Origin of the sequence: Staphylococcus croceilyticus (assembly GCF_002902575.1) — a bacterium.
In the GTDB taxonomy this organism is placed as follows: domain Bacteria; phylum Bacillota; class Bacilli; order Staphylococcales; family Staphylococcaceae; genus Staphylococcus; species Staphylococcus croceilyticus.
This window is the reverse complement of record NZ_PPRD01000013.1, coordinates 23,819-44,952: the sequence shown is the minus strand read 5'-3', so window position 1 is coordinate 44,952 and position 21,134 is coordinate 23,819. Positions and strand designations below refer to the sequence as shown.

The 21,134-nt window shown below is 31.4% G+C and carries 18 protein-coding genes and 1 other RNA gene; 4 read left to right on the top strand and 15 right to left on the bottom strand.

Annotated features, from left to right (window positions below; genetic code table 11):
* The first annotated feature begins 99 nt into the window (after positions 1–99).
* The gene (locus CD128_RS03140; RefSeq protein ID WP_103328627.1) at positions 100–804 is read left to right on the top strand and encodes a queuosine precursor transporter; all 705 of its coding nucleotides are present in this window, start codon (positions 100–102) and stop codon (positions 802–804) included.
* A 133-nt stretch (positions 805–937) separates the two neighbouring features.
* Positions 938–1,336 (top strand): ribonuclease HI family protein, encoded by a 399-nt coding sequence (locus CD128_RS03135; RefSeq protein ID WP_103298536.1) that lies wholly within the window; start codon positions 938–940, stop codon positions 1,334–1,336.
* Between the two features lie 90 nt (positions 1,337–1,426).
* Here the strand turns inward: CD128_RS03135 and CD128_RS03130 are convergent, their stop codons facing one another.
* From CD128_RS03130 to CD128_RS03095, 8 genes are all read right to left on the bottom strand, one after another.
* Positions 1,427–2,305, bottom strand: coding sequence for a 5'-3' exonuclease (locus CD128_RS03130; protein WP_103328626.1), 879 nt, complete (start codon positions 2,303–2,305; stop codon positions 1,427–1,429).
* Positions 2,306–2,321: 16 nt separating this feature from the next.
* Positions 2,322–5,768 carry a dynamin family protein gene (locus tag CD128_RS03125; RefSeq protein ID WP_103328625.1) on the bottom strand — a complete coding sequence of 1,149 codons (3,447 nt, stop codon included), beginning with the start codon at positions 5,766–5,768 and terminating at the stop codon, positions 2,322–2,324.
* A gap of 173 nt (positions 5,769–5,941) precedes the next feature.
* A complete protein-coding gene (locus CD128_RS03120; protein ID WP_103328624.1) occupies positions 5,942–6,580 on the bottom strand; it encodes an SDR family oxidoreductase in 639 nt (212 codons plus the stop codon).
* Between the two features lie 204 nt (positions 6,581–6,784).
* The gene (locus tag CD128_RS03115; RefSeq protein WP_103328623.1) at positions 6,785–7,918 is read right to left on the bottom strand and encodes a THUMP domain-containing class I SAM-dependent RNA methyltransferase; all 1,134 of its coding nucleotides are present in this window, start codon (positions 7,916–7,918) and stop codon (positions 6,785–6,787) included.
* Positions 7,919–8,048: 130 nt separating this feature from the next.
* An RNA gene (gene rnpB, locus CD128_RS03110) (RNase P RNA component class B) lies at positions 8,049–8,432 on the bottom strand.
* 103 nt (positions 8,433–8,535) lie between these two features.
* Complete coding sequence (gene gpsB, locus CD128_RS03105) at positions 8,536–8,871, bottom strand: cell division regulator GpsB (RefSeq protein ID WP_103297452.1); 336 nt, start codon at positions 8,869–8,871, stop codon at positions 8,536–8,538.
* Positions 8,872–8,881: 10 nt separating this feature from the next.
* A complete protein-coding gene (locus CD128_RS03100) occupies positions 8,882–9,454 on the bottom strand; it encodes an SLOG family protein (protein WP_103328622.1) in 573 nt (190 codons plus the stop codon).
* Positions 9,455–9,458: 4 nt separating this feature from the next.
* On the bottom strand, positions 9,459–9,794 hold the full coding sequence (locus tag CD128_RS03095) for a DUF1798 family protein (RefSeq protein WP_103328621.1): 336 nt from the start codon (positions 9,792–9,794) through the stop codon (positions 9,459–9,461).
* Between the two features lie 307 nt (positions 9,795–10,101).
* Between CD128_RS03095 and recU the strand changes: the two genes are divergently transcribed.
* Positions 10,102–10,728, top strand: a complete 627-nt coding sequence (gene recU, locus CD128_RS03090; RefSeq protein ID WP_103328620.1) for a Holliday junction resolvase RecU — start codon at positions 10,102–10,104, stop codon at positions 10,726–10,728.
* On the top strand, positions 10,725–12,992 hold the full coding sequence (locus CD128_RS03085; protein ID WP_103328619.1) for a transglycosylase domain-containing protein: 2,268 nt from the start codon (positions 10,725–10,727) through the stop codon (positions 12,990–12,992). The genes recU and CD128_RS03085 overlap by 4 nt, the downstream gene beginning before the upstream one ends.
* Positions 12,993–13,077: 85 nt before the next feature.
* On the opposite strand, the gene CD128_RS03080 is transcribed toward CD128_RS03085, so the two are convergent.
* The 7 genes from CD128_RS03080 to CD128_RS03050 form a co-directional block, all read right to left on the bottom strand.
* Positions 13,078–13,401 (bottom strand): YpoC family protein, encoded by a 324-nt coding sequence (locus CD128_RS03080; protein ID WP_103328618.1) that lies wholly within the window; start codon positions 13,399–13,401, stop codon positions 13,078–13,080.
* A gap of 19 nt (positions 13,402–13,420) precedes the next feature.
* On the bottom strand, positions 13,421–14,065 hold the full coding sequence (nth, locus tag CD128_RS03075; protein WP_103328617.1) for an endonuclease III: 645 nt from the start codon (positions 14,063–14,065) through the stop codon (positions 13,421–13,423).
* Complete coding sequence (locus tag CD128_RS03070; protein ID WP_103328616.1) at positions 14,055–14,741, bottom strand: DnaD domain-containing protein; 687 nt, start codon at positions 14,739–14,741, stop codon at positions 14,055–14,057. The genes nth and CD128_RS03070 overlap by 11 nt, the downstream gene beginning before the upstream one ends.
* A gap of 94 nt (positions 14,742–14,835) precedes the next feature.
* The gene (gene asnS, locus CD128_RS03065; protein WP_103328615.1) at positions 14,836–16,128 is read right to left on the bottom strand and encodes an asparagine--tRNA ligase; all 1,293 of its coding nucleotides are present in this window, start codon (positions 16,126–16,128) and stop codon (positions 14,836–14,838) included.
* A 111-nt stretch (positions 16,129–16,239) separates the two neighbouring features.
* Positions 16,240–18,942 (bottom strand): helicase C-terminal domain-containing protein, encoded by a 2,703-nt coding sequence (locus tag CD128_RS03060; RefSeq protein WP_103328614.1) that lies wholly within the window; start codon positions 18,940–18,942, stop codon positions 16,240–16,242.
* 31 nt (positions 18,943–18,973) lie between these two features.
* Positions 18,974–19,945 (bottom strand): biotin--[acetyl-CoA-carboxylase] ligase, encoded by a 972-nt coding sequence (locus CD128_RS03055; protein ID WP_103328613.1) that lies wholly within the window; start codon positions 19,943–19,945, stop codon positions 18,974–18,976.
* Positions 19,932–21,134 carry a CCA tRNA nucleotidyltransferase gene (locus CD128_RS03050; RefSeq protein WP_103328612.1) on the bottom strand — a complete coding sequence of 401 codons (1,203 nt, stop codon included), beginning with the start codon at positions 21,132–21,134 and terminating at the stop codon, positions 19,932–19,934. The genes CD128_RS03055 and CD128_RS03050 overlap by 14 nt, the downstream gene beginning before the upstream one ends.

The window sequence follows — 21,134 nt, the reverse complement described above, 5'->3', positions numbered from 1 at the left end:
ACTAAGTCCTATTGCAACAATTGTATTTTTACTATAAAATATATAAGTTGTTTTTGCGGTTTCTAAACACCCGCATTATCAAAATTTAGGAGGCTAATCATGTTTAATGAAATTTTTGGAGTAGCAACCTTTTTTGTTACTTTTATTTTAATGGTCGTAATGTTTCGTTGTTTTGGTAAACAAGGCTTAATTGCTTGGGTAGCTATTGGGACTATCATTGCTAACATCCAAGTAATTAAAACTGTAGATATCTTTGGTATCTCTGCTACTTTAGGGAATGTTATGTTTGCTTCAATTTATTTAGCTACGGATATTTTAAATGATATTTATGGACGTAAAGTGGCTAAACGTGCTGTATGGTTAGGTTTTTCATCAACATTAGTTATGATTATTGTGATGCAAATGTCCTTACATTTTATTCCAGCACCTGAAGACATATCTCAAAAAGCATTGTCAACTATCTTTGATTTAGTGCCACGTATAGCTCTTGGCTCAATCATAGCTTATATAATTGGTCAACATGTCGACGTATTTATCTTTTCTATGATTAAAAAAATCTTTAGTTCTGATAAAACGTTTATCATTCGAGCGTATGGTAGTACAATGTTAAGTTCAATTATTGATACAGCGTTATTTGTAAGTATTGCATTCGTAGGTACACTACCATTAGCAGTAGTATTCGAGATATTTATAACAACGTATATACTTAAATTAATTTCAACTATATTTAATGTTCCATTTGGTTATATCGCTAAATCGATGTACCGCAAAGGAAAAATTCATAAATTAGATGAAGGTTATTAATTAATTGAATAGCATGGGAGTGAGTCGAGCGATATAAGACGTTGATACACTTCTCATGCTATTCTCATTTTTTAGAATTTGATAGTATAGTATTGAAATAGTAATCTTATTTTATTTGAAAAGGTGTTATAAAATGGCGAAAATATATTTTGATGCTGCATCAAATGGTAATCCAGGTCAAAGTACGTGTGGCATAGTAATTAAAGAAGAAAATGAAAAATACACTTTTACACATGATTTAGGTGAATTAGATAATCATAGTGCAGAATGGGCAGCTATGATACATGCCTTAGAACACGCTAGAGAATTAAATGTAACGAATGCGCTATTATACACAGATTCTAAATTAATTGAAGATAGCGTAAATCAAGGTTATGTAAAAAATATCCGATTTAAACCTTACTTTGAGAATATGGAAATTTTAGAACAAAGTTTCGAATTATTATTTGTAAAATGGGTGCCTCGCGATCAAAATAAAGAAGCAAATCAATTAGCACAACAATATCTATATAAATTAAGTAAGAAGAAATGATTAATCAAAATAAAATCCTTGAGATTAGGAAACTACATCATTCTTAAAGACGAGATGATCGAGTCTCCCTGGTATCTCAAGGATTTTTAATTATAATTTAGAAGAAATATACTTACCTGACACGTATAGCTCATGCTCGTTACAAATAGATAATATATGATTGAGTGAATGAGCATATTCCATTTCCTTATATAAAGAAGTAATGTCGAGTGGAACTTCTGTATAGATTTCAGCTAATTGTTTGGATAGTAGTAAATTTGCTTCATCATTTTTAATTTTCTTTTGCTGTCCTGGTGTTAATTCATCAATATGCTGAAGAACATTTTCAACACTATCATAGGCTTGAATTAATTTAATTGCTGTTTTTTCGCCTATCCCTTTTACCCCTGGATAACCATCTGCACTATCTCCCATAAATGCTTTAATATCTATTAATTGAAGCGGATCTAGTTGATATTCTTCATTAAAACGGTCTAACGTATAACGATTGTATATATTAAAGCCCTTTTTAATGAGCCATACTTCTACGTTTTGCTTAATACATTGAAGAATATCTTTATCTCCAGTAATAATGTGTACCTCGTTCTCTTGGGAATAAGCTTTAGCTAATGTTCCTATAACATCATCAGCCTCATAATTGACCAATCCAACATTTATGAAGCCAAATTGCTCAGAAATTTCTTTAACATAATCAAATTGAGGAATGAGTTCCTCTGGAGGTGCGGGACGGTTTTGTTTGTATGAATCATACATTTCATTTCTGAAAGTCGATTGCCCCATATCCCAACACACAGCTACATGTGTAGGATTAATATCATGAATAGCGCTAAAAATATGCCTAACAAATCCTTGTATCCCGTTTGTAGGTACGCCCTTCGAATTATACATAAATTGATTGTGTAAACTTGTAGCATAAAAATGTCTAAATAATAACGCCATTCCATCTACTAGTAGGATACGTGATGTCATTAGTGGTGCCTTCTTTCTATTTTAAAAGTACTTTTAATTTTGAGTTTACCGATTTTAATTGTTCTATAAGCGTTTCATCCATAGTAAATGATAATAAATCATCTATTTGTTGTTGTATGTCATTTTCTAAATGATTGAATGTATCCTCAGCTTCTTTAGTTAATGTTGATACATAAGAAATGAGTGCTTGTCTTAATTCGCTTAATTGATCTTGAAGCAAATCTAGTGTATTAGCACTAATTGTTTCCTGTATATCTCTCTGAGAATTAGGATTTAATATTTTACGTTTAGTCAGTTGTTTAGGTAAAGCTGCTACCAAATCATTAATATCAATTCTTAAAAACGCCGTATCTGTAAAATAAGGTTTAATGTTAAATTCAGGATAAATAAGCACATGCAATTGATTTAACTTTTGAACGACAGGTGCAACTTGTTCATTAAGTTGTCGGTTGTAGTATTTTTTTATACGTTCGACTAAGAGACTTTGTTCAAGATATAAACGTTGGTGGATTTGATCTAAGAATGTCTTAGCTGAAATTTTCTTTTCTTCATTAAAATCATTATTCTGCGTCATCTGACTATTGAATACACTTTTAACATCATCCAATAATTGTAACTTTAAGCGTCCATTTAAATGATAAATTTGGTCTTCAACTTCATTATTAGTATGTTGCTCACTTGTCATTAACAATTGGTTTGGAAGACGTTGTTCATGTTGATAAGATTTAAGTTTATCTTGTCGTTCACTAATTAATGATTGATTTGTTTGGAATTCTTCAATCATTTGGTCAAAAGATTGACTTATTTGTGCAAGTTGTTTAATCATTTGTTGCTCTAAAATGGTATTTGATTCTACTTCTACAAAATGTTGAATACTATCGCGTAATTGTGAAATACCTTCATCATGATTTTTAAGCGCACGTCTACTTGATACACCGAATATCTCAGAGTTTAAGTTAACTTGGTTTAATGCATTAGCAACGTAGTCTTTTACTGCTTTAATATCTTCTTCATTTTCTGCTAAATCAATTGCGTTGATAACCATTTTGAAGGCTTGATTTTCATTCAATTGATTCATGTCTTTCATATGTTCAATGAAAGCTTTATCGTTATCTGTAAATGAATGATTAAAGTAACTTACATACAATATTAAATCTGAAGAAGTTAAAATTTGTTCAGTTTCATTTGTATGACGTTGGTTGTTTGAATGTAAACCTAGTGAATCCACAATGATTTTACCTTTTAACCACTCAAGAGGTAAGTTAATATGAACCGTTTTAACAAAGGTTGCGTATTCGTCCTCTGCACTCCACTTTTTGATATCATCTTGTGAAATTTCATGCGTAATTGCTTCATTTATCATTTCTTGATAAAGTGCATAATGCTTTTCAACCGCATTAACAAAAGCTAATTGATTTTTTTCTAATTGTTGTTTCAATGAAGTAATATCACTATTAATAAATTCGTCTAAAGAATCAAAAGAAATATTGTGGTATTCAATAAGTTGGTTTAACTCTTCTAGTAACTGTTCTTGAGTTTTTAAAGTGATTTTACTATCTTCGCCATAAGATAATTCTGTCGTAGCTGCAGTTGTTGGATTCGGAGAACTCACTAAGTATTGATCACCTAGTAAAGCATTAATTAAACTACTTTTACCTGCACTAAATGTCCCAAAGACGCCAATTTTAACTATTTTATTGTCTAAGCGAGTTAACGTATCTTGAATATCTTTTTTTGTTCTATCAAATAATGGCACTGGTTCAACTAATTCTAAAGCTTGTTTAATATCCACTTCGGTCGTTGTTGAGGATTGAGTTGCTTCATTTTCATTTAACTGAGCTTTATTTGATTCGCCTTGAGTCTCATCTTTGAATTGATAGTTGGCCTCAGTTCGCCCTATTAACTTATCTAAAGAATCTTCCATATGAATATAATAATGACGATAATTCTCAGTTGTTAAAGACTCCTTCAAATTCTTTAACTCTAGGAATCGTTCATAGACTTGCATATCTTCATCTTCTGTATTTGTTAGTCCTGTCGCCTGTGTATTGTTAATTGTTTTATCAAATAATGGATTAGATTCCTTTTCGACAAAATTATTAATTGCGTTTTTAACTTCGTCGCTAAACGTTAATACATATGTGTTACTAATACTTGTTTGAGGTTGATATAAATTTGAAACCAATTCGTTATTTATTTCGTAATGTTGATTTAAAATTTCTTTGTTAACTTCACTATTATTGATAAAGCGCGTTAAAAACGACATATCTTCTCTTAAAGGTTGACGTATTTGTTGATTCACTTTGTCTTGCAATTTTTCAGTTACGATGGCTAAGCGTTGCTCTTGTTCTTCTAGTTTCTTTTTCTTTTTATTTAAAAGGCCGCCTACTTTAAAGTCAGAAGCCATGCTCTCAAGATAATGTCGAATATCTTCACGCATATCATGTGTCATAATGTAGGCATTTTCAAGAATATCTTTACGTTTTTGTTTTAAAAAGCTTAATAATTGATCAGGATTATTTAGTAAACGTGCTTCTTCACTAACAGCTTGATTCTGTTGGAATTTTGAATACGCTTGTTCAAACTCATCTTCGTTAATATTTAATTCCTCAAGAATAGCTTGTATCTCATTTTGAATATAACCTAGTTGAGCGTCTGTAATAAATTTAACTGTGCGTTTGACGTAGTCTTCAATAGGTTCACGATGATTATCTTTATCTACTAAATAGTCAGATAGTTGATTGATTTCATTTTCAGGATGATCGAATTTAGACACGTAGAAGATTTTAGTCAATTTGATATCCCAGTCAGAAATTGATTTATTCACTCTTTCTTTAAAAGTAGCAAATGAAATTTCGTCTTCATTATGTTTATCAATTTGATTAATAATGAAAATAACAGGAATTCCTACATCATTCATGCGTTTCATAAATTGGAAATTAAGCGCGGATTGAACATGATTATAATCCACTGTATAAAACAAAATATTACTTGTATACATGAATTGTTCAGTCGTCGTTTGGTGAGTCGCTACATTTGAATCGACCCCTGGTGTGTCTTGTACAGTAAATCCATTATGAAATTTTGATGACGGAAATTTAATTTCTACGGATTCGACATCAACATTCAAGCGATTCATTTGTTTTACTTCATCATATGTTTTTAGCTTTGTATACTGTTGATGTTCTAGATTAGCAATAATCTCTTCTTCATCTGAAACAGAAACGATAGCTGTATTACTTGTTGTTGGTACTGGAGAACTTGGTAAAATATTCTGTTCAAGTAATAAGTTAATCAATGTAGATTTACCTGCAGAAAAATGTCCTACGAAAGAAGCGGTATATTGATTTAAATAAACTTTTTTGATGACTTGATTGATTGTATGTACTAGTGCCGTATTGTTTGATTTTTCAACTTCTTTTTTTAATTTATATAAAATATCTAATTGTTCAGTATTCGCCATGCCTAATCCCCTTTATTTCAAACGTTCTATACGTGATAAAAAAGTAAGGTTATAAATCATTAAAGAATTATAACCCTATTAATAGAAAGTGATCGCAAAAGTCAATTAATCCTTTTGAAATCATTTATTAAATTTTATCACACTCATAAATTATTAAAAATATAAATAGAACTTTAATTAAACCAAGCTGGCTTATCGCCATCTGTGTTAGGTTTATTAACGCCTATATTGTCTCTTGAGTAAAGTTCAGGATTTTTAGCAATGCGAACAGCTAAATTAGCAATACTACGTCTTGATACTTCCGTACCTTTGAACTCAGTATCTTTAGATGTAATTTCATAATCTGATTCATTTTTGAAAGTTAACCAAGCTGGACGAATGATTGTGTAATCTAATTCTGAAGCTTCAATAATATCAGCGGCTTTACGATATTTATCTAATTTCTCACCAAATTGTTTTTTGTTAAATTCATTAAATTTTGTTGGTAATTCATTATAAATTCCTGGCGCTGCAATGAAGATTAAGCGTTTTACGCCTTTTTTAGTCATTGCTTTAACGATAGCATCAGCTTCAATATCTAATGAACCTGATAAACTAGCGAAGACGACGTCGACTTTGTCTAATGCTTTTTCTAAGTCTTCTTCATTTTTTGCGTCCCCTTCAAATACGGTAATACGATTAGATGCATAATCAGGGATACGATGTGCATTTCTTAAAAATAAATCTACATTAAATGAAGTATCTTCTAAAAATATTTTAGTTGCCTCTATAGAAACCTTACCATTAGCGCCTATAATTAAAACAGTTTGCATATTTCTCTCTCCTAACTAAGATGTAATTAATATGTATGAAGTTAAATGTTAAAACACTCTTATTATCACTTTACATCAGTCATAATAAGAGCGCTAATAAATTGTTTAAATTAATTAAATATTTTCTAATAAGTTAAAGTAAATTTACAAATTTAATAAAAACTAAACTTGAAAAATGACTTATTTATATTTATGGATCAAATATTAATTCTTTGCAGGTTTTTGACCCCAGTATTGATAATACGTGCATTCAATGTAACCATTAAATAATTTACGACGTTTAGTTGCTTTTTTATTAACAAGATATTCGAATTCTTTATTGCTAGTTAAAATGTAAGCAGATAAATAAGGGTGTTGTTTCATTAATTTTCCAATATAGCGATACATTTCTTCAACTTCATCTCTGTCACCAATACGTTCACCATAAGGTGGATTACCTACTAAAGCAACTGGCTCTTCTGTATCAATCGTTAATGTATTTACGTCTTTAACGCTGAACTGAATAATATCTCCTAAGCCTACTTCTTCTGCATTACGTTTAGCTATTTCAACCATTTCTGGATCAATATCAGAAGCAAAAACTTGAATTTCTTTATCATAATCAGCTTGTTTGTCAGCCTCATCCCGCATTTCATCGTAAATGTTAGGAGGCATAATGTTCCATTCTTCAGAAACGAAATCGCGGTTAAATCCAGGTGCGATATTTTGAGCAATTAAACATGCTTCAATCGCAATAGTTCCTGAACCACAGAATGGGTCTATAAATGGCGTATCACCTTTCCAGTTTGCAAGTTTTACTAAGCTTGCTGCTAATGTTTCTTTAATTGGTGCTTCGCCTTGAGCAATACGATATCCACGTCTATTTAGTCCTGAACCTGATGTATCAATTGTAAGTAACACATTATCTTTTAGAATAGCTACTTCTACTGGGTATTTAGCACCACTTTCATTTAACCAGCCCTTTTCGTTATAAGCATGTTTTAAACGTTCAACAATGGCTTTTTTAGTAATAGCTTGGCAGTCTGGCACACTGTAAAGCGTAGATTTAACGCTTCGTCCTTGTACAGGAAATTGGCCTTCTTTATCAATAATATTTTCCCATGGCAAAGCTTTTGTTTTTTCAAACAATTCATCAAATGTTTTGGCATTAAATCTACCTACGACGATTTTAAGTCGATCAGCAGTTCGTAACCATAAGTTGCATTTAACGATAGCTTTTGTATCTCCTTCGAAAAAGATACGCCCATTTTCTACCTGTGTTTCATAGCCAAGTTCTTGGATTTCTTTTGCAACGACTGCTTCTAATCCCATTGGACATACTGCTAATAATTGGAACATTGGTTTGTCTCCTTTGTCATTATTGTTATGTTATATGTTAACAGAGTTTAAATCATATATGTATAAGTATAAATTGGAAGAATGAAAAAAGCTCTCCTTCTAATGGGAGAGCTAAACTAGTCAATGATATTTCTGTAAGCCATGTTCTGTACCGTTGTACTCATAACGTACACTAGTTGTACTGGTACTCTGGTGGTAACCATCTGTCTACATATCTTTATTATGCGAATAAAGACGTCTCGTTTATACGTTGAATTCCGCTAAACAAGTGCTCCTACCTAATTTGGATTGCTCACTCGAGGGGTTTACCGCGTTCCACCTTTTATATTTCTATAAAAGCTACGTCACTGTGGCACTTTCAAACTATTCTAGCCATATCTAAGGACTTAGGCTATTTCGTTGCCGTCAAATTAATGCCTTGATTTATTGTTTCATCAAGCACGAACACTACAGTCATCTCAGACTGTGTGAGCATGGACTTTCCTCTATATTTCTATAGCGATTACCCAAAATATCACTTTTGAGATTATAACACATATTTAAAAACTATAACAGATATTTTTTATTTTTAAAACACTAGTAAATTTGCTTGTCTTAATATATTTATTGCTTAATCATTATTTACCAAATACAGCTTTTTCAAGATTTGAAATTCTTTTTAAAATATCTACATTATTCGATGAACTTGCATTGTTTGAAGAGAATGACTTGTTGTCAGAAGGTCTAGATGTCGCTACTCGTAATCTTAAATCTTCTACTTCTTTTCTTAGTTTATTATTTTCTTCAGATAATTTAACTACTTCGTTATTTAAATCGGCCATTTTTTGATAATCAGTAATAATATCATCTAAAAAAGCATCAACTTCTTCACGACGATAACCACGTGCCATCGTTTTTTCAAAGTCTTTTTCATAGATATCTTTTGCTGAAAGCTTTAAAGAAACATCTGCCATTTTTTCCACCTCATTCGAAACTTTGATTTTGTTCCCACTGTAAATCATTTATAAAAGCAGTGAGTTCATCAAATGCAACAATATCACAAGTATAGTTTGTTTTATCCATAAAATCAACTAACATCCTCTTGAAGAACTTGGGACTTGCCTCTTGTTCATCATCGTATATTAGTAACGTCATGTCTGTATGATCTAGCATAAATTGATCAGTTTGTTTAAACTGATAAGGCCCTTCATATTCGGTGTGATGGACACTCTCTAGAAAGTCTGCTTTTTCTACAATAGCATTATACTTAGCTTGATTAACTTCATTCCACTTCGAAGTATGTCCGTAAAAAGGAGTAATTATACCGAGTTTTAACTCAGGATAAGTTTGTTTTAAATCAAGAACAACTTCAGCTGCCCAAAGTTCGATTCCAATTTGACCTTGAATCAATACCCATTCAAGTCCTTCATCGATATATTGTAATAATTTGTGTTTAATGAATGCTTTAAGATAATTCACTTCGGGCATATCATCTTTAAAAATATTTAATTCAAAAGATTTATATCCTGTCACATATAGTGTCTTCAAAGTACGCATCACTCTATTCTATATAGTATTCAAGTAAATAGTTTAAATCGTAATTAACAGCTTTAAGTTTTTCAGTGAAAAGTTTTCTACTTGTTCTGTGAAAATGACAATCTACTGATAATTCTTTGATATTGTTTACCAATAAATTGAATTTCCTCTCATTCATATAAGGCAATTGTATGATGTCGTTTTTATATTGAATTAACTCGTTTAATGTATCATCAATATACTGAGTATATGGAACAACCTTCTGATAAAAATCAAAATCTTCACCTGTTGTTTTAACTTCATTATAGTGTGTTTCAATATATTGAAGTTCTTTTAATAGTGCTTTTACAACTCTTTCCATGAAGATGCCTCCTACACTGATTAAATTTATCATAATTCATTCCTACCGTCATGTAGTAGTAAACAAGCAAAAGTTTAGCACTTATTAGAATTCTTTCATTATTGTAATGTTGCGTACACCTTACAAATTCAGTCATGTATTGTTTTCATAGTTAAAGCACGTTAAAATAAAGAAGGTTAATAATGAATTTTCATTATTTTCTAAATTAGTTTGTTAAATAGTAATTCTATAAAAGATTATATGATAAATTCATCTGTACATAGATATACTTCATAATTTCTATTAACAAACTAGCGTGGTGAATACTATGAATTATCCTAATGGGAAACCTTTCAAGGAAAATAAGACTAACGTCGGAAGTACTACACGTCCCTCTTATAGTAAAATAGAATATGGTGGACGAGGTATGTCCCTTGAAAAAGATATTGAACTATCTAACGATTATTATTTAAATCATGGAAAGGCTGTTATACATAAAAAACCTACGCCAATTCAAATCGTTAACGTTCACTATCCTAAACGAAGTAAAGCCGTAATTAATGAAGCTTACTTTCGTACCCCTTCTACAACTGACTATAATGGCGTTTATAAAGGCTATTATATTGATTTTGAAGCAAAGGAAACTAAAAATAAAACATCTTTTCCTTTAAATAATATTCATGATCATCAAGTTGAACATATGAAGAATACATTTCTTCAGAAAGGAATTGTGTTTTTATTGATAAGATTTAAAATGCTTGATGAAGTATATCTTTTGCCATTTTCTAAATTTCAACCTTTTTGGAAAAGATATAAAAATGAAATAAAAAAATCAATAACAGTTGAAGAAATAAGAAAAAATAGTTACTATATTCCTTATCAGTATCAACCAAGATTAGATTACCTCAAGGCTGTTGATAAGTTGATATTAGATGAAAGTGAGGACCGCGTATGACGGAAAACAAAGAATCTTCTCAACCCAATAAAGGGAAAAATGGGAAATCCAAAGAAAAAAAGAATAGAAATGTAAAACGAACGATTATCAAGATTATAGGCTTTTTATTAATCGCCTTTTTCATCTTAGTTTTACTCGGTATTTTATTATTTGCATATTATGCTTGGAAAGCACCAGCATTTAATGAATCTAAACTACAAGATCCAAAGCCTGCCGAAATTTATGATAGGAATGGTGATTTGGTTAAAAAATTAGACAACGGTGCTAGAAGAGAACATGTTGATTTAAAAGATGTTCCTAAGAATATGAGAAATGCCGTGTTAGCAACTGAAGATAACCGTTTCTATGATCATGGTGCCTTAGACTACAAACGTTTATTTGGCGCTGTTGGTAAGAACTTGACTGGTGGATTTGGTTCACAAGGTGCCTCAACGTTAACACAACAAGTTGTTAAACGTTCGTTCCTAACTGAGAAAAAATCTATCGGCCGTAAAGCACAAGAAGCTTACTTATCATATCGTCTAGAGCAAGAATACAGTAAAGATGAAATCTTCCAAATGTATTTAAACAAAATTTATTACTCTGATGGCGTTTATGGTGTAAGAGCTGCAGCTAAATACTATTTCGATAAAGATTTGAAAGATTTAAATTTAGCTGAATCAGCGTACTTAGCTGGTTTACCTCAGGTTCCTAACCTTTATAACATTTACGACAACCCTAAAGAAGCGGAAAGTCGTAAAGAAACTGTTTTATACTTAATGCACTATCATCATAGAATTTCAGACAAACAGTGGCAAGAAGCTAAAAAGACTTCATTAGAAGATAACTTAGTCAAACGTTCTAATAAAGAACGTCAAATCGGTTCAACTGATGAAGATCCAGAATACGATTCTTATGTTAACTTTGTTAAAGCTGAATTAATGAATAATAAACACTTTAAAGATAAAAACTTAAGTGATTTATTACAAAGTGGCATTAAAATCTATACTGATATGGATAAAGGTGTTCAAAAAACATTACAAGATCGTATTAATAACGGTAATTACTATAAAAATGATGACCAACAAGTTGGTGCAACAATTCTTGATAGTAAATCCGGTGGAATTGTAGCAATTTCTGGTGGACGTAACTTTAAAGATGTAGTTGACCGAAATGCTGCGACAGACGCTCACTTAACTGGTTCATCTCTAAAACCATTCTTAGCATATGGTCCAGCTATTGAAAACATGCAATGGGCAACTAATCATGCTATCCAAGATGAATCAAGTTATCAAATTGATGGCGGTACTTTCCGAAACTATGATAGTCAAGGACATGGTAAGGTATCAGCTTATGATGCATTAAGACAAAGTTTCAACATCCCAGCATTAAAAACTTGGCAAGAAGCTCAATCTCAAGGTGGTAAAGATTCAGTAAAAGACTTTGCTTCTAAAGTTGGTTTAGATTATCAAAATGATCTTGGCCCATCAGATATCTTAGGTGGTGGCGCTTCAGAGTTCTCACCTACTCAATTAGCATCAGCATTTGCTTCAATTGCTAATGGTGGTACTTATAACAATGCACATTCAATTCAAAAAGTTGTTACTGATGATGGGGACACTGTTGAATTCGATCACACTAGTCATAAAGCTATGAAAGATTATACATCTTACATGTTAGCTGAAATGTTAACTGGTACATTTAAACCTTATGGTTCAGCTTATGGTCATGGCGTTTCAGGTGTAACAATGGGTGCTAAAACTGGTACAAGTACGTATGGTGCAGAAATTAACCAACAATACAACTTACCAGATAACGCTGCGAAAGATGTTTGGATTAACGGTTTCACACCTAAATATACAATGTCAATTTGGATGGGATTCAGCCAAATCAAAGAAGGCGGAACTAACTCATTCTTAGGTCACACTGAACAAGAATATCCTCAATTCTTATATGAGGATGTTATGTCTGACATTACTTCAAGTAATGATGGTGACTTCAAGAAACCTGATTCAGTTGTTGGCTCTAAAGCAGATGATTTATCTGTAAGTGGTCACCCTGATAACAACACGACTACTCGTGAAGTTTACGGTAGTAACGGTTCTAGTGATGGTTCATCAAGAAGCTCTAGCCCATCATCTGAATCATCTGATGACTCTTCTAGTGAGTCAAATAATTCAGGTAACACTGGAAACAATAATTCAACACAACAAAATAATTCAAATGCTAATAACAACAATAATAATGGCAATACGATTGCGAACATGTTTAATTTCAACAGATAATTGTATAGATGGTTATCCATTATTAATAAGTTAAATAGCTATACAAAAAGGCTGGGCAATTTGCCCAGCCTTTTTAATATGCTATTTAGCGTTTTTTTCTAATTTGATATGAGGCGTTCATTTTAATAAGTTCTACTTTTAATGTCTTCATTTGACTATAACCCATAAAATGATATTTTCTAGCTAACATATATTTATAACGTTCTTCAAAATTCATAGGAACTACAGGATAATTCTCAAGATTTTGAAAATCTATCTCCTCTATTTCATTAATTTGTCTAAAGAAATCAATGATTAATGTAAAGTATTGATCAATCACAGGTTTAGCTTCAGTTGAATTAAGCGCCCTTTTACTTGCTAATTGCTCCAATTGTTCCTCTAAGGGTTCAAAATCATGTTTAGTAATCATAATATCAAGCTTCCTTTTATTATGCTTTCATTCGCTTTTGTCCTTCTCTACAATCCTCTAATAAAGGACAAATATCACACTTCGGTTTACGTGCGATACAATGATAACGTCCGAAGAAAATGAGTTGATGGTGACTTTTACTCCATCTTTCTTTAGGGATAATACTACATAACCTATCTTCGACTTGAGTTACGTTATCTTTCCATCTATTAATGCCTAAGCGTTTAGAAACACGTTCTACGTGAGTATCCACCGCTAATGATGGTTCTCCAAATGCTACACTCATTACTACATTTGCAGTCTTTCGCCCTACACCTGCTAGACTTTCAAGTTCTTTATGAGTATGTGGGACTTCTCCATCAAACTTTTCAAGTAATGATTCACATAATTTTTTAATATTCTTAGATTTATTTCGATATAATCCAATTGAACGAATATCGTCTTGTAACTCTTCTATGTCCACATTTACATAATCTTCTGGCGTTTTATATTTTTTGAAAAGTGAACGTGTTAGTTTGTTAACTAAATTATCTGTACATTGAGCCGATAACAAAACAGCGATAGTAAGTTCAAATGCATTATCATGTTTTAATTCACATTCTGCGTCAGGAAACATATCTGCTATCACATCTATCATTTCGAGTGCTTTTTTCTTACTTATCATCTAATTTCTCTCCATTTAACCAATCAAATTTCGGTACATGTTTTACAGTATGAGTCATTTTAGGTTTGTTGAATTGTTCTCTAATTTTTTTAGATTCATCAATCGTTGTAACGTTATTCTTCTTCCAATTTAACAAGATACGATCTACGTATTTAAAGCTTAATTTATCATGACTGTAAGCTTCATCTAGTGCTGAACGTATCAATGCAAAATCGTGTTGATCTACATCAATCCATTGATTCAATGTTTCAATTTCATATGGTGATAAAGGTCTTGCGAATAACTGTTCGATATATTGGAATAAATCTTTAAATTGTTGTTGAGAATTTGATTGTTTATTATCGACTTGATCTTGAGCTAAAATGTGACTCAATTTCTCATAAAATCCATCCAAATTCATATATTCGGTAAATTTACCTTCTTCATCTTTTTTTACTTGGAGTTCTAACAAATCTCTTTGAATTAAATTTTGAATAATAGAAGTCACTTCTCTAGGCTCCATTGTAGAACCTTTTTTTAGAAAATCAATAGAAGGTTGTTTGTTTGAAATTTCTGAGGCATAGATAAGTTTAATCAATATGATTAAATCTTTCTCGGACATACCTAATTCTGAATAATGATCTAAAAGCTCACGTCTCACAACGACTGGTCGTGTTTTAAGTTGAAATTTGTCCAAGTTGAATACCTCCTTTTTAAAAATTGAAAAAGAGTCCAGTCATATAAAACTGACTGGACGAAATTAATATATGTGTTTCTAAGTGTAAAGTAGCTTATGGATATAAACGATTTAATAAACGTGGGAATGGAGATGTTTCTCTCACGTGTTCCACGCCTGAAATCCAAGCTACAGTACGTTCTAAGCCTAATCCGAAACCACTGTGTGGCACACTGCCATAGCGACGTAAATCTAAATAATAGTTATAGCTTTCTTCATCTAATTGATGTTCATTGATACGTTGTTCTAATAAATCTAAATCATTAATACGTTCTGATCCACCAATGATTTCTCCATATCCTTCTGGTGCAATTAAGTCTGCACATAATACAGTATCTTCATTCTCAGGGTTTGGTTGCATATAGAAAGGTTTAATCTTAGTTGGATAGTTCGTAATAAATACTGGTAAATCGTAATGATTAGCAATAGCTGTCTCATGAGGCGCACCAAAGTCTTCGCCCCATTCAATGTCATCAAATCCTTCTTCTTTTAAGAACTTGATAGCATCATCATAAGAAATTCTTGGGAATGGCGTTGCCACTTTTTCTAATTTAGTTGTATCTCTATCTAAAGCTTTTAATTCTAATTTACAGTTTTTAAGAACTGATTGAACGATATGAGCCACATATTGTTCTTGTACTTCTAAGCTTTCTGCATGATTAGTAAATGCCATTTCAGGTTCAATCATCCAGAATTCGATTAAATGACGACGTGTTTTTGATTTTTCTGCTCTAAAAGTAGGACCAAATGAGAATACACGACCATGTGCCATTGCGGCAGCTTCCATGTATAGTTGTCCACTTTGTGATAAGAAAGCATCTTCATCAAAATATTTAGTATGGAATAGCTCACTTGTACCCTCCGGTGCACTTGCAGTTAAAATTGGTGGGTCAATTTTAGTGAAGCCATTTTCATTAAAGAATTCATAAGTTGCTCTAATAATTTCATTTCTGATTTTCATTACAGCATGTTGTTTTTTAGAACGTAACCATAAGTGACGGTGATCCATTAAGAATTCAGTACCATGATTTTTAGGTGTGATTGGATAGTCATGTGCTTCGTGAATGACTTCAATTGATTTCACTTGCATTTCGTATCCTAAATCTGAACGGTTATCCTCAGTAATAACGCCTGTCACGTATAGTGATGATTCTTGAGTGATGTCTTTAGCAAGTTTAAATGTGTCTTCATCAACTTCTGATTTGACAACTACACCTTGCATAAAGCCACTACCATCACGTAATTGTAAGAATGCAATTTTACCGCTAGAGCGTTTATTTGTTAACCAAGCACCTATAGTTACTTCTTGGTTAAGATGCTGTTTAGCTTGTTTTATAGTTGTTTTCATAACTGATCTCCTAATTGAAATTTCTATTTATACAATCCTTTATTATTTTAACAAAATAGATAGTGAAGTTCTAGCACATGATTATTTTGCGTTAAACATATTCTTTTAAAATTATTTATTTTTGTTAATATCTCGTTGGATTTTTTGCAATAATTTACTGAACTGTTGTATGTCCCCTTTTTTCTGAACATAATTCTCCAATGTTTGAGCAAAGAAAGATTTGTAATTACTATTAACAAGTCGATCATCAAATGACACAATAAGCCCTTTATCATCTTCCTTACGAATTAAACGTCCTAACCCTTGTCTAAAGCGAGTAACGGCATCTGGCAAGACGTAATCTTTAAACGTAGAATCAAATTCCGAATCCATTAACCAATGCTTCGTATTGTATTTATTCATGAATGGTAATTTAGCTATCATTACACATTTAATGCCACTAGATTGATAGTCAAATCCTTCAAAGAAAGTAGATGTTCCTAAAAGAATTGATTTATCAAAATTATTAAATTGTTGAACTATTTTATAGTTTTGGTTTTGTTGTTGGGTCAAAATAACGTAATCTTCAAAGGTTGGCAATTCATTTAATAGCTCTTGAACCATATACATCATGCGATAACTTGTGAAGAGAACGAGACACTTGGATTCTGTAATAGAAACATACTCTTCAAGATAATCCACTATTGAAGCTACATAGTCATCAATATTTTTATAATTATAAGATGCTACATCGCTTGGTATGTAGATATTTGTATTCTTTTTATTAGTTAAAGTGGACTGTACTTCGTAAGTATTAAAATGTATATCTTCATTGAACCAATTTTTAAATGCGTCAAATGAATGATTAAATGTTAACGTGCCTGAAATAAATGTTAAAGAATTAAACTTATCTAGTACTTGTGTTGTGAGAACGTCTTTTACATCATAATCTTTTACAATTAAACGAATAGTTGATTTTTGAGATATATTTTTAATGGAAATATAAGCAGTATGATTATTTTTCAAACTTTGCTCAATATTTCTGTAACTGTCATTAATATACAATAATTGTTTACGAATAGATTTAATCGTTTTGTGATTCATGCCATTGAAAAATTCCAACGTTTTATTAATCTTGTCTACAATAGAATGTAAGTCTTTAAGGATTTGTTTTTTATCGAAATCAAATACGTAATGATAACGATGCACATCATCATCGTGAACTTCAGAATTTTGTATGATTTTAAAAATGTTATTAAATAAGATTTCATTTAAATCATGGATATCTGTAATATTACTTTTTAGCCCAAATACATCAATTGGCGCAATATCTAATTGTTCTAAAATACGCTGTTGTTCTAATTGATCAACTGCTTTTAACAATTTTTCGTTTTCATTTTTACCTATTAATCCAAGCTGATACTTCAAATCTGAATAATTAAGTTCATTCGTAACTTGGTTAAGTGCATAGTCAGGTAAACGATGGGCTTCATCTATAATACAATCGTCAAATAATTGATAGATTGTATTCTCTTGGTCAGAATGAATTAAATGCGCATGATTTGTTATACCAATTTGAATATTTTGGGCATTGCGTTTGATGTAATTATAATAATGAATATCATGTCTTACGGGTACATACGTTTCAACTTTTTGCTCAAAATACATTTTTTGGCCACCCTTAAGGTTCAATTCTTGAATATCCCCTGTTTTAGTTTCAGTGATCCAAATAAGTAACTGCATTTTTAGAATATTGACTTCATAATTAGACGTATCATCTTTTAAAATTTGGCTAATTAAACCAAGAGAAATATAATCACTTTTACTTTTAATTAACGCTGCATTAATTTTAAAATTCAAAGCGTCATTTAAACTTGGTATATCTTTTTGAAGTAATTGATTTTGAAGCAATTTTGTATTTGTTGAAATCATGACATGACGACCAGTTTCAATGTTATACATTAAAGCTGCTAATAAATAAGCAAGCGACTTGCCACTACCTAATGGCGCTTCAATCATAGCTTTATCACTATGCATTAATTGTTCCAATATTATTTCTGATAAATAAAGTTGTTGTGGACGATAAGTAAGATTTAAAGCCTCGGTTACTTTTGTATAAAGTTGTTTTAAAGAACCATTAAAGTTTGTTTGAGGTGCTTTTAAATCACTTTGCTTTTTATAAATAATCTGTTCAAACTGATCAAATTGGTCATCTAATTCAGTTTGTTTATGTTGACGAACCATTTCGAATAGTATGTTAAACAAATCATATTTAAGGTTCTTACTTAAATAATAAAGTTGTTTAAGTGTATCTATTGGTAGTTGTTCAAACTTTTTAAAAGCTTTTATCATTAAGTATGCCGTTGTTGTCGCGTCTTCATCCGCTCTATGTGCATTGGCAAGTGGAATATTGTGAGAATTTGCCAATTCGCTTAGCTGATAGCTCTTATCTGTAGGAAAGACAATTTTGAACAATTCTAACGTATCTATCACTTTTTTTGGTGCATATGTAATACCACTTTTTTCAAAAGCTTTTTTGATGAAATTAAGATCAAAATCCACATTATGTGCTACGAACACACAATCTTTTAACTGATAAAAAATTTCATCTGCAATTTCATGGAAATATGGCGCTTCTTCTAACATAGTTTCTTCGATCGAAGTTAACGCTTGGATGAATGGCGGTATTTCTAAATCAGTACGTATCATCGAATGATATGTTCCAGATATTTTATTATCGCGAACAAATGTAATACCAATTTGTATAATTTCGTCATAGTCAAGTTGATTACCGGTCGTCTCTAAATCAACTACCGCAAAACTTGTGTTTGCCATTTTTATCTCTCCTTATTCCCATGTCTTTTACTTATATATCTATATCTGCGCTGATTAAACGTCTTACTTCGTCATTCTCATCTTTTACCATTAAGAAACCATCATGATCAATATCAATCGCTTCTCCTACAAATTGGTTGTCGTTTTCAGTGAATCGCAATTTACGATGCCAAATGTTTGAAGCTTCGATATACTCTTCTCTAATTTCACTAAATGGTTGATTTAAAAATTGAGTATAGCGCTTTTCAATTTCATTTATTAATGTCGTTAAAAAAAGATATCTGTCTATTTTATCGTCATTATGTAAACGGATACTTGTTGCTCTATGTTCAATCTCTTTTTCGAAATCTTGCTTTTGATGATTAACATTAATGCCTATACCACAGATAATGGCTTCTATAGCATCGTAATTCGCTACCATTTCAGTTAAAAAGCCACATACTTTTTTGTCATTAATATAAATATCATTTGGCCATTTAATCGCTACTTTATCATTTGAGAATGCTTGAATAGCATCTCTAATACCCAGTGCTACAAATAAATTGAATTTCGGAATCATAGAAAACGGCACATTAGGTCTTAAAACTAATGACATCCATAAACCTTTGCCTTTTGATGATGCCCAGTTACGATTAAATCTACCACGACCTTGCGTTTGTTCTTCACTAAGTATCATCATTGAATCTTCATGGTCTACCAAAGTTTGCTTAGCAATCGTTTGTGTTGATTCAACTGAATCATACACTTTTACGGTAGAAATAAGATTTTGCTCTTCTAATAAACTAGATACAATGCCACTATACCATTGATTAGGTAATGCATTTAATTTATGGCCTTTTTGATTAATCGATTTAATATCGAAACCATCTAATTTTAATTGGTCAATAATTTTTTTAACTGCAGCTCTAGAAATTTGTAATTGATCAGCGATATATTGCCCTGAAATATATTCGGATTGGTTTTTATATAGCATTGCAATAACGTCTTGACTATATTTTGACATTGTCATCCACCCACTTCAAAATTTCATCTTTAGTATTTTGAACTTTACCAGTAATAATTGCACATTCAATTTTGCGAAGTAACTCTTTTAACCACGGCCCACTTTTCTTTTGAAAATGATTTAACAAATCGCCACCATTAACATTCATTTCTTTACGGGTTTGAATAGGAAGTTGGTTCGCTATTTCATTAATTGCTTGTTCATTAACAATTAAAGGTGAAGCGGTTGCTAAATCATTATCGTGAAGTATAGATTGAATGCTAAGAACCTCTAGTATATTTGTCTTACCATAATCATACACGCATAGTTTCAAATCTTTTTTACTATTTATTTGAGGTAATGCCGTCATTATTTTTGAATAATGTTGTATATCTGATTTTTCTTTATTACTAATTTTTAATTTGGATAATGACGTTTGAGGCTGGCATTTAGTCACAATGATAGCTAACCACAATTCAAAACTGATAGACGTATCTATTTTTACTTCAGTCATATCTACATCCTTGAAAAAAGAAACATGTGTAAATAGGCCTAGTTTTAATAGATTATTATAACTTTCTTTAACATTTTGCCCGCTTATTAATTTCTTCAACTCGACTACAATACGTTCTATTGATAAATGTTCTATATCAGCAATTTGCTCTTTCATAGCTATATAAGTAAATTTATCTATTGTAAATGCTAATTGAGATTGAAAACGTAGTCCTCTAAGAATACGTAAAGCGTCTTCACCAAAACGCTCTTGAGCATTACCAACTGTGCGAATAAGACGATGATTGATATCATCTTGGCCTTCAAAATAATCATATAGCTTATAATTTTTATCCATAGCGATAGCATTAATTGTAAAATCACGACGTTGAACATCTTTATATAAATCACGTACAAAATAAACTTCACTTGGTCTACGGTGATCTACATAGTCTGATTCTGCTCTAAAAGTAGTCACTTCATAGTTATCGCCTCGATAAACTACGTTGACTGTCCCATGTTCTCTACCAATCGGAATCGTATGGTCAAACATAGCTTCTATTTCATCAGGTGTGGCGCTTGTAGTGATATCAATATCATGAACTGCTCTATCCATAATATAATCTCTCACAGAACCCCCAACGAAATAAGCTTCAAAACCATTTTTTTCAATTGTATCTAAAATAGGCAATGCCTTTTCAAATAATTCAATTCCCAT